The sequence below is a fragment of the Halobacillus sp. A5 genome (genome assembly GCF_024189315.1).
In the GTDB taxonomy this organism is placed as follows: Bacteria; Bacillota; Bacilli; order Bacillales; family Halobacillaceae; genus Halobacillus_A.
Genome location: NZ_JAIZEO010000005.1, coordinates 93,317 through 108,464, shown reverse-complemented (window position 1 = coordinate 108,464; position 15,148 = coordinate 93,317). Strand labels below are relative to the sequence as shown.

The window sequence follows — 15,148 nt, the reverse complement described above, 5'->3', positions numbered from 1 at the left end:
TATAAAGTTAAAAAACGAGAGGAGAATGAACATGGAAGTAAGATATGCAACAAATCCAACAGATTTTAAAAATTATGATGGGGAACGATTACGAAGCGAGTTTCTGGTAGAATCACTGTTTGTGGAAGGCGAGCTGAACATGGTGTACTCCCACTATGACCGTGTCATTACAGGAGGCGCAGTGCCTACAGTGAAACCATTAAAACTTGAAGATCAGGAAACCTTGAAAACAGAATTCTTTTTAGAGAGAAGAGAAGTAGGAATTATTAACATCTCTGACGGAAAAGGAAGAGTAACGGTGGATGGGGAAAGTTATGACTTAAATAAGCGCGACTGTTTATACGTTGGGCTGGGAAATAAAGAAGTAACATTAGAAAGCGTCGATGCTTCAAAGCCGGCAAGGTTTTATTTAGCCTCTGCGACGGCACATAAACAATATCCGACTAAAAAACTCCCTATTGAGGATGCGACGCCGACGAAGCTCGGTTCTGATGCAGAATCCAACAACCGTACGATTTACAAGTACATCCATGAAGACGGTCTGCAAAGCTGTCAGCTGATGATGGGAATGACGCTGCTGGCTCCAAACAACATGTGGAACACGATGCCGCCTCACGTGCACGACCGCCGTATGGAAGCCTATCTTTATTTTGATATGGATGACGATTCTCGTGTCTTCCACTTCATGGGCAAACCAGACGATACACGCCACATGGTCGTTAAAAATGAGCAGGTCATTTTATCACCTCCTTGGTCGATCCATTCAGGTGTAGGAACGAATAACTATACCTTCATTTGGGCGATGGCGGGTGAGAATTACACTTTTACTGATATGGACCATGTGAAAATGGAAAACCTTAAATAAAGTCAGCCGGTTCAACAGCAGAATACTGTTTGTTGAACCGGTTTTTTGTATCTGCAGACAGAAGGCGGGGGAAGGAATGCCCATAAAAGCGTGTTATTGGCCCATATATTACTAGATTCGCCCATAAAATTCACGTTTCGCCATAAATTTTCATTATCGCCCATAAATTATAAAATACCGCCCATAAGAGGAGGGGAATAGTGGAAAGCGTTGATCGGTATCTAAATAGACTGTATGAAGAAACGCTGAAACGTAAAACTTTTAATAAAAGGGAAATGCTTAGAGATTTAAAGAATGCGTTAGGTTCTTTTGATAAAACTAAAAACGCAATAAAACAACTCGAACACGTGACATTCGATAAATATGAACGAGAGCTGGTGCAGATTCCGACAGTTGATGGGTTAGATACGGTGATATATGTTCTGACACCTAAAGCTCCAGCTTCATGTAATCGAAAATATCCGGCAGTATTAGCTTTACATGGCCATGGCAAAGGATTTTCAGAAATGGTAGGAAACTTAGAAGAGCCCACCCCTCACCGCAATTTTGCTTTAAGTTTAGTGAATAAGGGATTTAAAGTTTTTGTGCCGGAAGTGATTGGGTTTGGTGAGCGCAGGCTTACTGGGGATAAAAACAGCGGAGAAGCTAATTCCTGTTATACACTGGCTGTAAACTTACTAATGAATGGAAAAACGTTAGCGGGAATACGGGTAAGTGAAGCGGAATGTGTTCTCGATTATATTAAAGAGCAGGCAGATGTGGAAAAAAAACATATTGGGGCAGTGGGATTTTCTGGGGGAGGTTTAATAGCTGCGCTTACTTCGATTCTGGATGAAAGGGTGAAAGCTACAGTTTTAAGCGGGTTTGTTAATACATTTAAAGGGAGCATCCTGCATACGAGGCATTGTATAGATAATTACATTCCTGGTTTATTGCGAGTAGGGGAAATGCCGGAGTTAATTGGCTTAATTGCTCCGAGACCTCTTTTTATTGAAGCTGGTATGAAGGATAAAGTTTTTCCATTGGAGCCCGCAGGAGAAGCGGTTTACAGGTTAGAAATGATCTATGAAGAACTTGATGTCAAAGAGAATTTTTCAAAGGATTTCTTTCATGGCGGGCATGAAGTAAGTGGGCGTGAAGCGTTTGAGTGGTTAAGGTGCCAGTTGAAATAGAAACACCGGCCTTCTGCTATGCAAGGGCCGGTGTTGTTCTTTAATTCGATATTAAATTAGGTTGATTTTTTATGGGTGTTTTATCTTTTATCTCCTCATTGTACAGATGACAGGCTACATAATGCTCTTCTTCTACTTCCTGCCATAACGGCTTAATCTCAGCACATGCTTCCATGGCAAGTGGACACCGTGTTCGAAATACACACCCACTCGGCGGGTCGATAGGACTTGGAATTTCGCCTTCAATAATAACCTGTTCCCGGCTGTCTTCAATATCAGGATCGGGTATTGGGATCGCTGATAAGAGAGCCTGTGTGTAAGGGTGAAGCGGCTTATCGTACAGCTGTGCACTGCTTGTAAGCTCCATCATATGGCCTAAATACATAACCCCGATGCGGTCGGAAATATGCTGAACCATTGAGAGGTCGTGAGCAATAAACAGGTAGGTGAGACCTTTGTCTTCCTGCAGACGTTCAAGCAGATTGACGACCTGAGCCTGAACGGATACATCAAGAGCAGATATGGGTTCGTCCGCAATGATTAAATCAGGGTCTAATGCGAGTGCACGGGCAATGCCAATACGCTGTCGCTGCCCGCCGCTGAATTCATGAGGGTAACGGTTCGCGTGGTCACGATTCAGTCCTACTTCCTCCAGTAACTCGTAAACTCGAGCCATACGCTCTTTTTCTGTTTTATAGAGCTGGTGAATAATCATCGGCTCAGAGATGATGTCAGCTACTGTGGAGCGTGGATTCAAAGAAGCGTAAGGGTCCTGGAAAATCATCTGCATTTGTTTCTTTAACTGAAAATCTTCACTAACTGACAGCTCATGAACGTTTTTATTATTAAATAAAACTTCCCCATCTGTGCGTTTATAAAGATTCATAATGGTGCGGCCGGCTGTTGATTTGCCACAACCTGATTCACCTACAAGGCCAAAGGTTTCCCCTTTATAAATATCAAAGCTGACTCCATCCACTGCTTTAAGAGTCCTGTCTTTTCCTAAATTAAAATGCTTTTTTAAATTACGGACCTGCAACGCTTTTTCTTCTTTCATCTTTGATCCTCCGCTTCTTTCCAATACCTCCTGGCCGAGCATAACTCACTTTCATAAATCGTTCCTTTTAAGTCGATAATTTCTACATTTTTTCCTGTTTTAGGAGAGTGGATCATTTTCCCATCTCCATAGTAAATGCCGACGTGATGGATATTGCCGCTGCCGTGATTATGAGCGAAGAATAACAGATCGCCCGGCTCTATTTGGTTTAATTCTATCTTTTCTCCAGAGACAGCCTGATCCGTGGCATCTCTCGGAATTTGATACCCATTTGCTTTATGCATGTTGTAAGCAAAGCCTGAACAGTCATATCCATAAGAGCTCATACCGCCCCAGAAATAAGGGAGGTCCACAAAGGTTTCTCCCGCTTTCAGAATTGCAGCCCCATCTCCTCTAGGGATGTCTTCTTTGGAAGGATAAACGGAAACATCCTGTTCGGGGACAAATCCGGTGCCGTGAGGAGTACGTACCTTAATAAATTTATCTTCGTGGGCAAGAGCAGGCAGGGAGGTAAGATAACTGATATCAAACATCGGCTCGCCTTGATCATCAATAAGAAGCGTCGTATTCTTGTTTACTACGGCAACGCCCTGTCCGATCCATTCATGTTCCGGGACTTCGATAAGCTGATCAATTGGAACATATCCTGGGTAACCGCGCTCATCTTTTAGGGAAGGCTGGGTAGGGATGACGACGCTGGCCCATTTCCCTTGAATATGATCAACAATCACTTCTTCACCATATAAAAGCTGGGATTGGACTAAATTTTTATCGCTTAAAGCTAAACTTGTTTCATAGGTCAAGCTGTCTAACCATTCTTTAATTTTCGTAGGGTTAGATACACCTGGTAAATCTATATTGCGAGGAGAGTCCTGTGAGGTCCAGACAGTCGCGACTGGGACTTGGACTACCCATGTGGTACGTGTTGCTTCAGCTTGTGACATTATGTGTGCCTCCTCATGTTTGTTTTGAAAGAATACTATCTAATTGAATATTTTCAATCCCTAACCCGTGATTTGAAGAAAAAGTGATATGACGCCCTTTATAGTCGATTCCACCTTGTAAGGGATCCGCTCCAAGCATAAGTGGAGCGTCGAAATCAAACCTGGTAATGTTTCTCTGGCTCGCTGCAAGATGAGCTGCGGCTGAGATTCCTAATTTGGTTTCAATCATACTCCCGACCATACAAGGGATTCCGTATGCTTCTGCAAGCTGGTTAATTTTTAATGCTTGATAGATTCCGCCTGCTTTCATTAACTTAATATTAATAAGATCTGCACTTTCCGTTTGTAAAACACGTCTTGCATCTTGTACTGAAAAGACACTTTCGTCAGCCATGATGGGAGTGAACGTGTGATTCTTAACTTGTTTAAGGCCCTCAATGTCATATGCTTTTACCGGCTGTTCAACGAGTTCGATGTTGTAATTCAAATCCTCCATCTTTTGTATTGCAAAGATCGATTCCTTTACGCTCCATCCCTGGTTGGCATCGAGACGTATTAAAGGTTCCGCACCTATCCGCTCACGTATAGCACCAATTCGTTTAATGTCCTTGTCAATTTCATCTTTACCAACCTTAATCTTTAATACATCGAAACCATTTGAAACAAATTGTGCAGCATCTGAAGCCATTTGTTCCGGCTCATTTATGCTCACTGTATAGTCCGTTTCAATTGATTCATGATACCCGCCGAGGAATAGGTGGAGAGGGAGGCCGCAATACTGTGACAGGCAGTCATATAATGCCATGTCTACAGCGGCTTTTGCACTCGTATTCCCTACGACTGCATGATGAAGCATTTCAAACAATCTCTCTGTCTCTACCAGTCTTTTCCCCAAAATCACAGGTTTTAAAATACTTTCTATCGTATATTGAATACTTGCTAAACTTTCACCTGTAATGACATGAGTAGGCGGTGCTTCTCCCCAGCCGGTTGTTCCGTCTGTACATGTAACTTTTACATAAATTGACTCAGCGACGGTTACCGTCCTTAGTGCTGTTTTAAAGGGAGTATGAAGTGGAACGGCTATAGAGTAAGTATCTACGGTTTGAATTTCCATGGAATTCTTCCTTTCTTCAGTCAGGAGACGCCGGGCTGAATGGTCAGTGATTTGGTCAAGCTTGATATAGACGCAGTGCTTCCCAATGGAACGGCATAATGGGGCAGACAATGTCCGATTTTAAATCCTGAGATGACAGGGGAATCCAGCTGCGAAAAATAGTGGCCAAGTACTTCATCTAAGAGCAGGGATTCCTCTCTCTTCTTCGGATCTGCATCTTTAAAATCTCCAATGATAATTCCTGAAGCATCTTCAAGCTTGCCGGCAAGCTTGAGTTGACTGAGAAAAGAATCAATCCTGTAAGGTTCTTCTCCAACATCTTCTATAAGAAGCAGTCGTTTCTTTGTATCAATTTCATAGTCGGACCCTATTGAATTAACAAGCAGAGACAAATTCCCTCCCACAAGTCTGCCCGTTGCTTCTCCGGGTGATAGAATCTCGAGAGAAGAGATGGATTCTGTATATTGAAGGAGTGTAGGCTGAAATAATTGAGCGAACATTGATTTTGAAAGCGGATCAAAGTCATCTTTCCCTATATCTGAGCTCAGCATGGGACCGTGGAAAGTGACAAGCCCTGTTTTCTGCCTGATCGCTGTATGTAAAAAAGTGATATCGCTATAGCCCCAAAAAATCTTAGGGTGTTTTCTTATGAGTGAATAATCAATTGAATCAACGATTCTGCTCGTTCCAAAGCCTCCGCCTGCACAGAAAACAGCATCGACATCCGGATCAGCAAACATCAAATGTAAATCGTGAAGCCGCTGCTCATCTCTGCCGGCTAAATAACCGTATGTGCTTGATACGTGGGGAGCGATTTTTACGTGAAGCCCTAACTCATTAAAAAAAGGAATTGCTTTATGTAAGTTAGATAAATCCGGAGGACTGGCGGGCGCAATAACTCCGACTGTATTGCCGGGTGTTAATCGTCTAGGATAAATCATGAATGGTTCCTCCCGTTTAATAAAAAGAAGGGAAACCCATACAATACGTATGGGTCCGCCTTTGTTCTTATATTATTCTTTCGTTGCCCACTTCAACTCAAGATATCCTACAGGATGACGGACAATGCCGTCTACGTTATCTTTTTGAAGGAATACTTGGTTGTAGAAGTGAACAGGGAAAATCGGCATTTCATCAAATAGAATCTTCTCTGCTTCATACATATGTTCAAAGCGCTGTTCATCATCAGTTTCTTCCTTCGCCTGAGCAATCAGATCATCATACTCTTCATTAGACCAGCCTGTACGGTTCATCGAAGAATCCGAAGTAAAGCTCTCTAAGAAGTTGATCGGATCCGCATAGTCAGCTAGGAATGAACTTCTGGACAGCTGATGCTCTAATGCTTTCTGATCTTCAAGGAAGACGTTCCATTCAGTATTCTCCAAGCTGACATCCACGTCTAAATTTTCGCTGTACATCTCTTGAATGGCTTCAGCGATGCTCTTATTAGTATCATCCGTGTTGTATGAGAGAGTGACTTCAGGGAGCTCGTCATATCCTTCTTCTTCCATACCTTCCTCCAGCAGCTGTTTCGCTTCTTCAGCGTCAAATTCTACCAGGTTTCCATTCTCTTCACGGAAGTCATTTCCATTCGCATCATTGAACCCTGGAGACACAAATCCATAAGCCGGCTCTTCACCCATTCTCGTTACATATTCAACGATGTCTTCCTGGTTAACAGCCATAGCAAAGGCTTTGCGGATTTTTTCATTTTGAAAAGGTTCTTCCTCTACATTAAAGCGGTAGAAGCTGTTACCTGCTTGTTCATCAATCGTTACTTCCTCACTATCCAACAGTTCATCAGCCATATCAGAAGGAATTTCAGAGTTGTCGAGCTCTCCACTGTCATACATCTGATATTCGGTGTTGGAATCATCAACCATAGCAAAATGTACTTCTTCTAATTCTACGGTATCCGCATCCCAATATTCCTCATTTTTCTCTAGAACCATATTATTGTCATGCTCCCATTCGGCAAGTGCAAATGGCCCATTTCCTACAAAGCTGTCTGCTTCGGAATACCACTCTTCGTCTTCACCGGCAACATCCTGGTTGATCGGGAAAAACGCAGGATTAGAGATTATGTTTAAGAAATAGTTCGTCGGAGATGTAAGAGTCACTTGAAGCTCTTTTTCGTCTACGGCTTCAACCATGACATCATCTTCGGAGCCATCACCATTGTTGAATTCTTCTCCGCCTTCAATAAAGTAGCCAAGAAAAGCAGCAGAGGAAGCAGTCTCAGGGTTTAGAAGTCGTTTCCAGGCAAATTCAAAGTTTTCTGCTGTGACGTCATCACCGTTTGACCATTTGGCATCGTCACGAATTGTAAATGTATATTCCGTGCCATCTTCTGATACTTCTATGTTTTCAGCCGTGGCTTCTTCAGGCTCGTGTTCTTCGTTTAGACGAGTCATTCCTTCCATTAGATTATTTAATACGTTCCATGAAGCAGCGTCAAAACCAATGGGAGGATCAAGGGATGTCGGCTCGACCCCGTTATTTAAACGAAGTGTGCTCGTATCATCACCGGAGGATTCTTCGCTGTCGTTACCACCATCTTCCTCACCCGCATTTTCATCAGCCGTACAAGCTGCTAAGACAACAACAAGTAAAACGCCAAGCAAAACGGTTAACCATTTTTTCATTGTTTCTCTTCCCCTTTCAAGTTTTAAATGGTGTTCGCTTTCTTACGTTGAAGCTATATATTTTTTAGCCCTTTCATCCTGAAGCCAGCAGTCCACTGCATGGGTTTCACTGAGCTCTGTCTGAAAAGGATAAACACGTGAGCATACCTCCATGGCTTTTGGACACCTGGCGGTAAAAGGGCACCCCTGCGGAGGGGAAAATAAATCAGGAGGTGTACCAACAATAGGAATTAATTTTTCTCCTTTTTGGTCCAGCCGCGGAACAGAATTCAGTAAGCCCTGGGTATAAGGGTGATTGGGCCGGTAAAAAATTTCCTGCCTTGTTCCCGTCTCAATTACCTTGCCTGCATACATGACCGCGATTCGGCTGGCGATTTTGGCTACTACCCCTAAATCGTGTGTAATCAATATAATCGAAACCCCGGTTTCCCGCTGGATTTTTTGAAAGAGCTGCAGGATCTGCGCTTGAATGGTCACGTCCAAAGCTGTGGTAGGTTCATCTGCAATTAAAAGCTCTGGCTCACAAATTAATGCCATTGCAATAACAATCCGCTGTCTCATCCCACCGCTGAATTGGTGGGGGTATTGTTTCATTCGCTCATCAGGGTTAGGGATTCCTACAAGATTCAGCATGTCAATCGCTTGATCATTGGCTTGTTTTGAAGAGATTTTTCGGTGCTGCTTTAAGCCTTCGGTCAGCTGATTACCTATGGTTAATGTAGGATTCAGTGCTGTCATTGGATCTTGAAAAATCATCGATATATCTACACCGCGGATTTTTCTTACTTGCTTGTTGGACAGCTTCGTCATGTCTTCTCCTTTAAAATGAATCGAGCCTTTTTTGATTCTGCCGGGAGGGGAAGGGATCAGCCGCATGATGCTGTTAGCTGTTACGCTTTTTCCACAGCCTGATTCGCCTACAATGGCGAGTGTTTCCCCTTTGTATAGTTCTAAATTGACTCCACGCACAGCCTGGACTTCGCCTCCGTATGTAACGAAGGAAACGTGGAGGTCTTTAATATCAAGTATTTTTTCCATTGAGGTTACCTCCTTAACTTCGGATCCAGGGCATCCTGCAGACCGTCGCCCAATACATTAAAGGCGAACATCGTCGCAGATATGAAAAAAGCAGGGAAGAACAGTCTCCACCAGTGGCCGGACAAAATAGTACCCAGGGCATCATCAGCCATCACACCCCAGCTGGCAAAAGGGGATTGAATTCCTAACCCTAAGAAGCTAAGGAAAGCTTCAGCAAAAATGGCTGTAGGTACGGTTAATGTCATCTGCACGATAATGGGACCCATTGTGTTTGGTAAAAGGTTCTTTCGTATTATTCTTTTTGTCTTTGCTCCAAAAGACTGGGAAGCGAGCACAAATTCATTATGCTTAATTTGAAGAACCTGACCACGGACGATTCGTGCCATGCCGACCCACCCTGTAACCGTTAAGGCGACTATAATGGTTAACAAGCTTGGTCCCAGAACAACGAGAAGCAAAATAACTACGAGTAAATATGGAAGTCCATATAATACTTCAATAACACGCATCATCAGGCTGTCAGTCCGCCCGCCTTTATAGCCGGAAATTCCGCCGTATGTAACGCCAATAAAGAAGTCGATCAAGGCAGCCATCAAGCCAACGAACAAGGAGATACGCGCTCCGTACCATGTACGGGTGAATACATCCCGGCCAAGATCATCTGTGCCGAACCAGTGGGTGGCGGAAGGAGCCTGGTTTTGATTGGACAACACCTGTTCAGATAAAGAGTGCGGAGATAAGATTGGTCCTAAAATGGACATCAGACTTAAAAAGATGAGGAAAATAAGACCAGACATTGCCAGCTTGTTTTTTCTAAGTCTCCTCCATGCGTCCTGCCAGTAAGAAAGCGAGGGGCGCACTACCGTCTCTGCCTGGCTTGAATCCTTTTCCAAAGGCTTAAACCAATCATCCGGAATTTCGTCTTGTGCTGATTTCTTTTGTTTAGCAGTCTGGATCATATCACCCATCTCCTTTCTCATGAAGTTTGATTCTTGGATCCAATAGTCCATAAGCGATATCGACTAAAAACAGCATAAAGACGAGAAATACACTGTAGAATACGGTTGTCCCCATAATGACGGGATAGTCGCGCTGATTAATGCTTTGTACGAAATATTTACCCATACCTGGAATTGCGAATATTTTTTCTATCACAAACGTTCCGGTTAAAATGCCGGCCATAAGAGTACCTAAGATTGTTACGACTGGCATAAGGGCATTTTTTAGTGCGTGCTTGACGATAACTTTAACAGGGGAGAGGCCTTTCGCCCGGGCAGTTTTTATATAATCCTGCGTAAGTGTCTCAAGCATGCTCGAGCGGGTCAGCCTTGCAATAATTGCCATCGGACCTGTGGCCAGTGCGAGAATAGGGAGGACCATATGGGCTGGTGAATTCCATGTGGCCGCTGGAAAAATCCCTCTATTGACGGCAAGTTCCTGGATAAGCATCGTTGCAAGTACAAAGTTCGGCACAGATATGCCGAGCACAGCGATAGTCATAGCGATATAATCAATGATTCCGTTATGCCTGAGAGCAGCAAAGACACCTAACGTGATTCCAGATACGACAGCTGTTAATATGGTCCAGATTCCTAATTCAGCTGATATTGGGAAACCGCGGCCGAGTAAAGAATTTACGGTTTCTGTCGGCTGCTTAATAGATGGACCGAAGTCAAAGGTGGCTATTGATTTTAAATAAAGTACATATTGCACAATCAAAGGCTCGTCTAAATTAAAGTGAGCTTCAAGATTCTGCTGTACAGATTCATTGGTCGTCCGCTCTTCGTTCAAAGGCGAGCCTGGGAGCAGATTCATTAGAAAAAAGGTTAAAGTTGCAATGATTAACACGGTAACAACCATTAAAACAAAGCGCTTCATTATGTATGCGGCCATTTATGCTCCCCCCCTAATTAAATGTTGTCTTCATGGCAAGTTCAGTCATCACGAGCATGGCCTGGTAGGCTTCTAATATGTCTTTCGCCTGAAACGAAACTGTAGTTGAATCAGGCTCTATCTTTGTCCCCGGCATTAAACCGGCCCATTCGGCTTGTCCGTAGTTTGTAAATTCTATTCGCAGGGTCGGTGTCGAGGGTGGGGTTAACGGTCTGATCTTCTTTCGGTTATGTATAGCCTCGGATGTTTTAGCTTGAAGAAGTTCCCCGGCCTTTTTTGGTGATAATGTTTTTACTGATGACCTAGAAATGCTCTCTTTTACAGGTGTTGTAACCACGTTAGGAATAAGCTGACGTGCTTCCTTCCCTACACGATCATCCCCCGCCACCATAATGAGAGGCACGTCATAATAACCAGCGACGTATGCATTCAATCCCAGTTCACCTACAGCTGTCTCATTTATGTAAAAGTTACGAACTCCAAACGTCATGGAGTGAGACATTACGCCAGGCTTACTGGCACGGGCATGATAGCCGAGAAAAACAGCCCCGTCAAAGGTAGCATCAAGTCCTTGGACCATGGAGTACGGTTTAACATCTCCCGTTATGAGTAACGCCTCCGGGTGAAGATCCTCTGACAGCAGGTTATTCATTTTCGAATGACTGTCATTGACAAGAACTTCACTGGCATTAAGGTCAAATGCAGATTGAATGACCGCATTGGCTTCGTTAGTCATTATTTTTCTAGCCCGTTCATAGTTATGTTTGTTTGAATCTACAAAGGTCGCGTCAGGAAGCCCGGTTATGCCTTCCATGTCGACGGATAGATAAAGCTTCACATCGATGCTCTCCAATCTGTATAAAAAATTAGTAATTTTCTAATAATTTTATCAACATTTTACAAAAAAGGCAATGAGGATTGAAAAAATATGACAAGAAAACCCTTTTAATAGTGAAAAAGATTTTTACGCAGTGAAGTGATCGGGTTTCCAGTTTTTTCATATTAACCGACAGAGGTACTCAGAGGATGTTTTTCTGTTTTAGAGATAATTTTTTGGGGAATAGATTTTTAGTGGGCGGCTTAAGCTATAAATAGTCGCGTTCACTGCTTAATTCAAGGTTGAGGAGGACCGGATGTGCTATTTTCAGGAACTAAAGTTTCGGACCTCTCTAAAACATCGATTATTATAATCGTCATTGGATTGTTAATAGTAGGCAGCGGCGCCTATCTTTTTATGGAAATTGGAGATGAAGTTTTAGAACAGGAGAAATTTGCAGTAGACTCTGCAGCATCAAATGCTGTTAATGCCAGCCAGACTTCGTGGCTGTCAACTTCAATGGGATGGATTACAGAAGCAGGTTCAGTTACTGTAATTACAATCATGTCGATCATTTTGTTTGCCTGTTTGCTATTTGTTCTCCCTTACAGTAAGTGGGTTGCTATTTACTTTGCGGTCAGCATGATTGGCATAAGTCTTTTGACTAAAGGCTTGAAAGCAGCCTTTGGCAGAGAAAGACCGGATTTATTGGAGCAATATGACGGCACAGGGTTTAGTTTTCCAAGTGGACATACGACTGGATCGGCTGTGTTCTATGGCTTCTTAATTTACCTTATATTAATAAGCCCATTAACCAAGCCGGCAAAGTGGCTGATTAACCTTGGACTGATCGTAATCATTTTATTAATCTCGCTCAGCCGAGTATATTTAAGCGTCCATTACTTAACGGATATATTAGGAGGACTGGCGTTAGGGTTTTCCTGGCTGCTTATCTGTATTGCCGCTTTGGAGATTATGCTCTGGCGGGGACGAAGAAAAAGCCTGACGAACTAATAGAAAGGAAGTTGTACAATATGCTTTATATTTTAGCTATATTTTTACCACCAGTAGCTGTATTATTGACAGGACAAATTGGAAAAGCCTTATTAAACCTGCTGCTCACAATGATCTTCTTTGTTCCTGGAGCTATTCATGCGGCAGTCGTAGTAAAAGACCATTATGATAAAAAGAAAGCACATTAGGCTTAATGCCCAATGTGCTTTCTCAGACTGTCGGGAAAGTTCTCGACAGTCTTTTTCATGTCTAAAATCTTTAAAATCTTGTTGAAAAACCCTGATGTTCTATCAGCCATGCTTGAGGGTACTGACATTTATTTTTATCCGCGAAAGTTAGAATTTATCCGCGTTTTTTACATTTTTAAATATATCAGCGAAAATCAAGTTATACCCGCGATCCAACTTATCATCCATGCTTATCCTACACGCCTCGTTTATTGCCCCATAATAAAGCATGAACCTGAGGCAGAACACGAACGTGGTTCAACGCTGCTGAGTCCATCACCTTATCAATTAACCACTCGTATTTGGTCAGAAGTTCCGAGGCGAGCTGCTCTGGCTGTTCCTCTTCTAAATCGTCATTCCCTACTTGAAGAAAAAAAGATATGTGAGGGTATCGCATATGCACCTCTTCAGCGTAATGAAGATCGTCATCGTTAAAAATGACTACCTTTAAGCTAGTGTGTAAGAGCCGGTTGTGCTCTGCCAGCTTTTGCATAATTTCGTCGAGGACAGTCCAATTTGTTTTCATCAGAGAACTCGGGGGCTTCGGAGAGATGGTTAAATCATCAATGGATGCAAACCAATCCTGCCAACGACTTCCCTGTGTTTCGAGAGCCACTTCAACATGTTGGTCATGAAGCATATTAATGAGCTCGGATAAATTTTTTAATAAAGCCGGATTCCCGCCTGAAATTGTCACATGATCAAACTTGTCTCCTCCTGTTTCATGGAGCTCCTGAATGATTTCCTCTGCGGACATCCGGCGTACTTCTTCTTTCGCACTGCCGTCCCATGTAAAAGCGGAATCACACCATGCACAGCTGTAATCACAGCCAGCCGTTCGAACGAACATAGTTTTTCGGCCCACCACCATGCCTTCGCCCTGGATTGTAGGACCGAAAATTTCGAGTACCGGGAATCTATTCATTTTTCATCCACTCCCTGCGTACTTCAGCATAGCTGGTCGGCGTTTCATAGAGCTTCACAAACTCTACTTGATAATCTTCCCGCTCCTGCACCAATGCTTTATCCATTTTCTCGTAAATCCAGACCACCATATTTTCAGCTGTAGTATTCATCTTAGGAAGAGTGTCATTTAAATAGCGGTGATCCAAATAAACCTCTATTTGCTCTTTCCAGATCTTCTTAATATCGCCAAAATCAATAACAAGTCCGATGTCATCCGTGTAGCCGCTGATACCAAACACAGCTTTATACGTATGGCCGTGCAGGTTTTTGCATTTACCTTCATAGCAATGAAGGTGATGCGCCGCATCAAACGTAAATTCTTTACTTACAAGTACGCGTTTGTTGTGATACTTCAGCTCGTGCTTTTGAATGTCTTCATGAATCTTTTGTAAGTTCTCTACAATCGTAAAGCCAAACATTACTCAGCCACCTCAGCTTTCTGCTTAAGATAGGCATCTAAACCGTTCCTGCGCAGTTTACAAGCAGGGCATTCCCCACAGCCATCCCCTCGCACGCCATTGTAGCAGGTGAGTGTATATTCACGTACGTAATCAAAGGCATTTAATTCGTCTGCTAATTCCCAGGTCTGCGCTTTATCAAGCCACATAAGCGGAGTATGAACAACGAACTCATCATCCATAGAAAGGTTTAACGTAACATTAAGTGACTTAATAAAAACGTCACGACAGTCAGGGTAGCCGCTGAAATCCGTTTCACATACTCCTGTGATTACATGTTTTGCTCCAATTTGTTTAGCTAAGATTGCCGCAAAGGAAAGGAAAAGAAGGTTTCTCCCAGGGACGAACGTAGATGGAAGCTCACCGTCTTCTCCGTCTTTTACATCTATATCATGCCGTGTCAATGCGTTTGGCGCCAATTGGCTGAGCAGTGACATATCGAGCACATGATGTTTTATATTTAAATCGTTTGCAATCTCTTTAGCTGCTTCAATCTCTTCATTATGACGCTGGTTATAATCAAAGGTGACCGCTTCGACTTCATCATATTTATTTAGAGCCCAGAACAGGCAGGTCGTACTGTCCTGACCACCGCTGAACACAACTACTGCTTTATTTTTCTTCATACAAAAAATTCCCCTTTCAATCGTGAAAAAGAGAATTCCAGTAACCCAAAAACCATAAAAAAACCGCACCTAAGGCAAGGTACAGTTCCATCCTTAGTTTTTTATAGAGGGTGTAGCTAGAACCTCTCCTGCTTAAAAACAGACTTATATTTAATTTCTTAGCACATTATAACATATTGTCAGATCAGTGAAAGCTATTCTAATTGAAAAATCAAATACATATATAAGTCTGTAGTCTTAGAAAAGTTAGGTCTGCAGATCAGTGTCTAATTCAACGGAGGAAGGTATGATTAGATTATGAAATATATG

The 15,148-nt window shown here is 42.8% G+C and carries 16 protein-coding genes and 1 riboswitch; of the genes, 4 read left to right on the top strand and 12 right to left on the bottom strand.

Features of this window, described 5'->3' with window-relative positions:
• Positions 1-31 precede the first annotated feature (31 nt).
• Together kduI and LF822_RS18530 are read left to right on the top strand one after the other, a co-directional pair.
• Positions 32-865, top strand: coding sequence for a 5-dehydro-4-deoxy-D-glucuronate isomerase (gene kduI, locus LF822_RS18535; protein ID WP_253925589.1), 834 nt, complete (start codon positions 32-34; stop codon positions 863-865).
• A 200-nt stretch (positions 866-1,065) separates the two neighbouring features.
• Positions 1,066-2,037: an alpha/beta hydrolase family protein gene (locus LF822_RS18530; protein ID WP_253925588.1), complete on the top strand. Its 972-nt coding sequence runs from the start codon at positions 1,066-1,068 to the stop codon at positions 2,035-2,037.
• A gap of 40 nt (positions 2,038-2,077) precedes the next feature.
• On the opposite strand, the gene LF822_RS18525 is transcribed toward LF822_RS18530, so the two are convergent.
• From LF822_RS18525 to LF822_RS18485, 9 genes are all read right to left on the bottom strand, one after another.
• The gene (locus LF822_RS18525) at positions 2,078-3,094 is read right to left on the bottom strand and encodes an ABC transporter ATP-binding protein (RefSeq protein WP_253925587.1); all 1,017 of its coding nucleotides are present in this window, start codon (positions 3,092-3,094) and stop codon (positions 2,078-2,080) included.
• Positions 3,091-4,038 carry a C40 family peptidase gene (locus LF822_RS18520; RefSeq protein ID WP_253925586.1) on the bottom strand — a complete coding sequence of 316 codons (948 nt, stop codon included), beginning with the start codon at positions 4,036-4,038 and terminating at the stop codon, positions 3,091-3,093. The genes LF822_RS18525 and LF822_RS18520 overlap by 4 nt, the downstream gene beginning before the upstream one ends.
• A gap of 13 nt (positions 4,039-4,051) precedes the next feature.
• Positions 4,052-5,155 carry a dipeptide epimerase gene (locus LF822_RS18515; RefSeq protein ID WP_253925585.1) on the bottom strand — a complete coding sequence of 368 codons (1,104 nt, stop codon included), beginning with the start codon at positions 5,153-5,155 and terminating at the stop codon, positions 4,052-4,054.
• A gap of 20 nt (positions 5,156-5,175) precedes the next feature.
• Positions 5,176-6,096, bottom strand: a complete 921-nt coding sequence (locus LF822_RS18510; RefSeq protein WP_253925584.1) for a S66 peptidase family protein — start codon at positions 6,094-6,096, stop codon at positions 5,176-5,178.
• A 72-nt stretch (positions 6,097-6,168) separates the two neighbouring features.
• Positions 6,169-7,800, bottom strand: coding sequence for a peptide ABC transporter substrate-binding protein (locus LF822_RS18505; protein ID WP_253925583.1), 1,632 nt, complete (start codon positions 7,798-7,800; stop codon positions 6,169-6,171).
• A gap of 42 nt (positions 7,801-7,842) precedes the next feature.
• Complete coding sequence (locus tag LF822_RS18500) at positions 7,843-8,838, bottom strand: ABC transporter ATP-binding protein (protein WP_253925582.1); 996 nt, start codon at positions 8,836-8,838, stop codon at positions 7,843-7,845.
• A gap of 5 nt (positions 8,839-8,843) precedes the next feature.
• Complete coding sequence (locus LF822_RS18495; RefSeq protein ID WP_371925961.1) at positions 8,844-9,797, bottom strand: ABC transporter permease; 954 nt, start codon at positions 9,795-9,797, stop codon at positions 8,844-8,846.
• A gap of 1 nt (position 9,798) precedes the next feature.
• The gene (locus tag LF822_RS18490) at positions 9,799-10,731 is read right to left on the bottom strand and encodes an ABC transporter permease (protein WP_253925580.1); all 933 of its coding nucleotides are present in this window, start codon (positions 10,729-10,731) and stop codon (positions 9,799-9,801) included.
• A 13-nt stretch (positions 10,732-10,744) separates the two neighbouring features.
• Positions 10,745-11,569 carry a M55 family metallopeptidase gene (locus LF822_RS18485; protein WP_253925579.1) on the bottom strand — a complete coding sequence of 275 codons (825 nt, stop codon included), beginning with the start codon at positions 11,567-11,569 and terminating at the stop codon, positions 10,745-10,747.
• Between the two features lie 297 nt (positions 11,570-11,866).
• Between LF822_RS18485 and LF822_RS23190 the strand changes: the two genes are divergently transcribed.
• Together LF822_RS23190 and LF822_RS18475 are read left to right on the top strand one after the other, a co-directional pair.
• Complete coding sequence (locus LF822_RS23190; protein ID WP_253925578.1) at positions 11,867-12,562, top strand: phosphatase PAP2 family protein; 696 nt, start codon at positions 11,867-11,869, stop codon at positions 12,560-12,562.
• A gap of 20 nt (positions 12,563-12,582) precedes the next feature.
• A complete protein-coding gene (locus LF822_RS18475) occupies positions 12,583-12,750 on the top strand; it encodes a YqaE/Pmp3 family membrane protein (protein ID WP_253925577.1) in 168 nt (55 codons plus the stop codon).
• A gap of 235 nt (positions 12,751-12,985) precedes the next feature.
• Here the strand turns inward: LF822_RS18475 and queE are convergent, their stop codons facing one another.
• From queE to queC, 3 genes are read right to left on the bottom strand one after another with little or no spacing between them, the layout of a single operon-like run.
• Positions 12,986-13,714, bottom strand: a complete 729-nt coding sequence (queE, locus tag LF822_RS18470) for a 7-carboxy-7-deazaguanine synthase QueE (protein ID WP_253925576.1) — start codon at positions 13,712-13,714, stop codon at positions 12,986-12,988.
• Positions 13,707-14,174, bottom strand: coding sequence for a 6-carboxytetrahydropterin synthase QueD (gene queD / locus LF822_RS18465; RefSeq protein WP_253925575.1), 468 nt, complete (start codon positions 14,172-14,174; stop codon positions 13,707-13,709). The genes queE and queD overlap by 8 nt, the downstream gene beginning before the upstream one ends.
• Positions 14,174-14,839, bottom strand: coding sequence for a 7-cyano-7-deazaguanine synthase QueC (queC, locus tag LF822_RS18460; protein WP_253925574.1), 666 nt, complete (start codon positions 14,837-14,839; stop codon positions 14,174-14,176). Before queC ends, queD begins: the two co-directional genes overlap by 1 nt.
• An 87-nt stretch (positions 14,840-14,926) precedes the next feature.
• A riboswitch (PreQ1 riboswitch) is annotated at positions 14,927-14,971 on the bottom strand.
• Positions 14,972-15,148: the final 177 nt, after the last annotated feature.

Bases quoted from the DNA above. Each gene is read 5' to 3' on its own strand.
- kduI (WP_253925589.1), top strand. From the start codon at position 32: ATGGAAGTAAGATATGCAACAAATCCAACAGATTTTAAAAATTATGAT.
- LF822_RS18525 (WP_253925587.1), bottom strand. From the start codon at position 3,094: ATGAAAGAAGAAAAAGCGTTGCAGGTCCGTAATTTAAAAAAGCATTTT.
- LF822_RS18520 (WP_253925586.1), bottom strand. From the start codon at position 4,038: ATGTCACAAGCTGAAGCAACACGTACCACATGGGTAGTCCAAGTCCCA.
- LF822_RS18515 (WP_253925585.1), bottom strand. From the start codon at position 5,155: ATGGAAATTCAAACCGTAGATACTTACTCTATAGCCGTTCCACTTCAT.
- LF822_RS18510 (WP_253925584.1), bottom strand. From the start codon at position 6,096: ATGATTTATCCTAGACGATTAACACCCGGCAATACAGTCGGAGTTATT.
- LF822_RS18505 (WP_253925583.1), bottom strand. From the start codon at position 7,800: ATGAAAAAATGGTTAACCGTTTTGCTTGGCGTTTTACTTGTTGTTGTC.
- LF822_RS18500 (WP_253925582.1), bottom strand. From the start codon at position 8,838: ATGGAAAAAATACTTGATATTAAAGACCTCCACGTTTCCTTCGTTACA.
- LF822_RS18495 (WP_371925961.1), bottom strand. From the start codon at position 9,797: ATGATCCAGACTGCTAAACAAAAGAAATCAGCACAAGACGAAATTCCG.
- LF822_RS18490 (WP_253925580.1), bottom strand. From the start codon at position 10,731: ATGGCCGCATACATAATGAAGCGCTTTGTTTTAATGGTTGTTACCGTG.
- LF822_RS18475 (WP_253925577.1), top strand. From the start codon at position 12,583: ATGCTTTATATTTTAGCTATATTTTTACCACCAGTAGCTGTATTATTG.
- queE (WP_253925576.1), bottom strand. From the start codon at position 13,714: ATGAATAGATTCCCGGTACTCGAAATTTTCGGTCCTACAATCCAGGGC.
- queD (WP_253925575.1), bottom strand. From the start codon at position 14,174: ATGTTTGGCTTTACGATTGTAGAGAACTTACAAAAGATTCATGAAGAC.
- queC (WP_253925574.1), bottom strand. From the start codon at position 14,839: ATGAAGAAAAATAAAGCAGTAGTTGTGTTCAGCGGTGGTCAGGACAGT.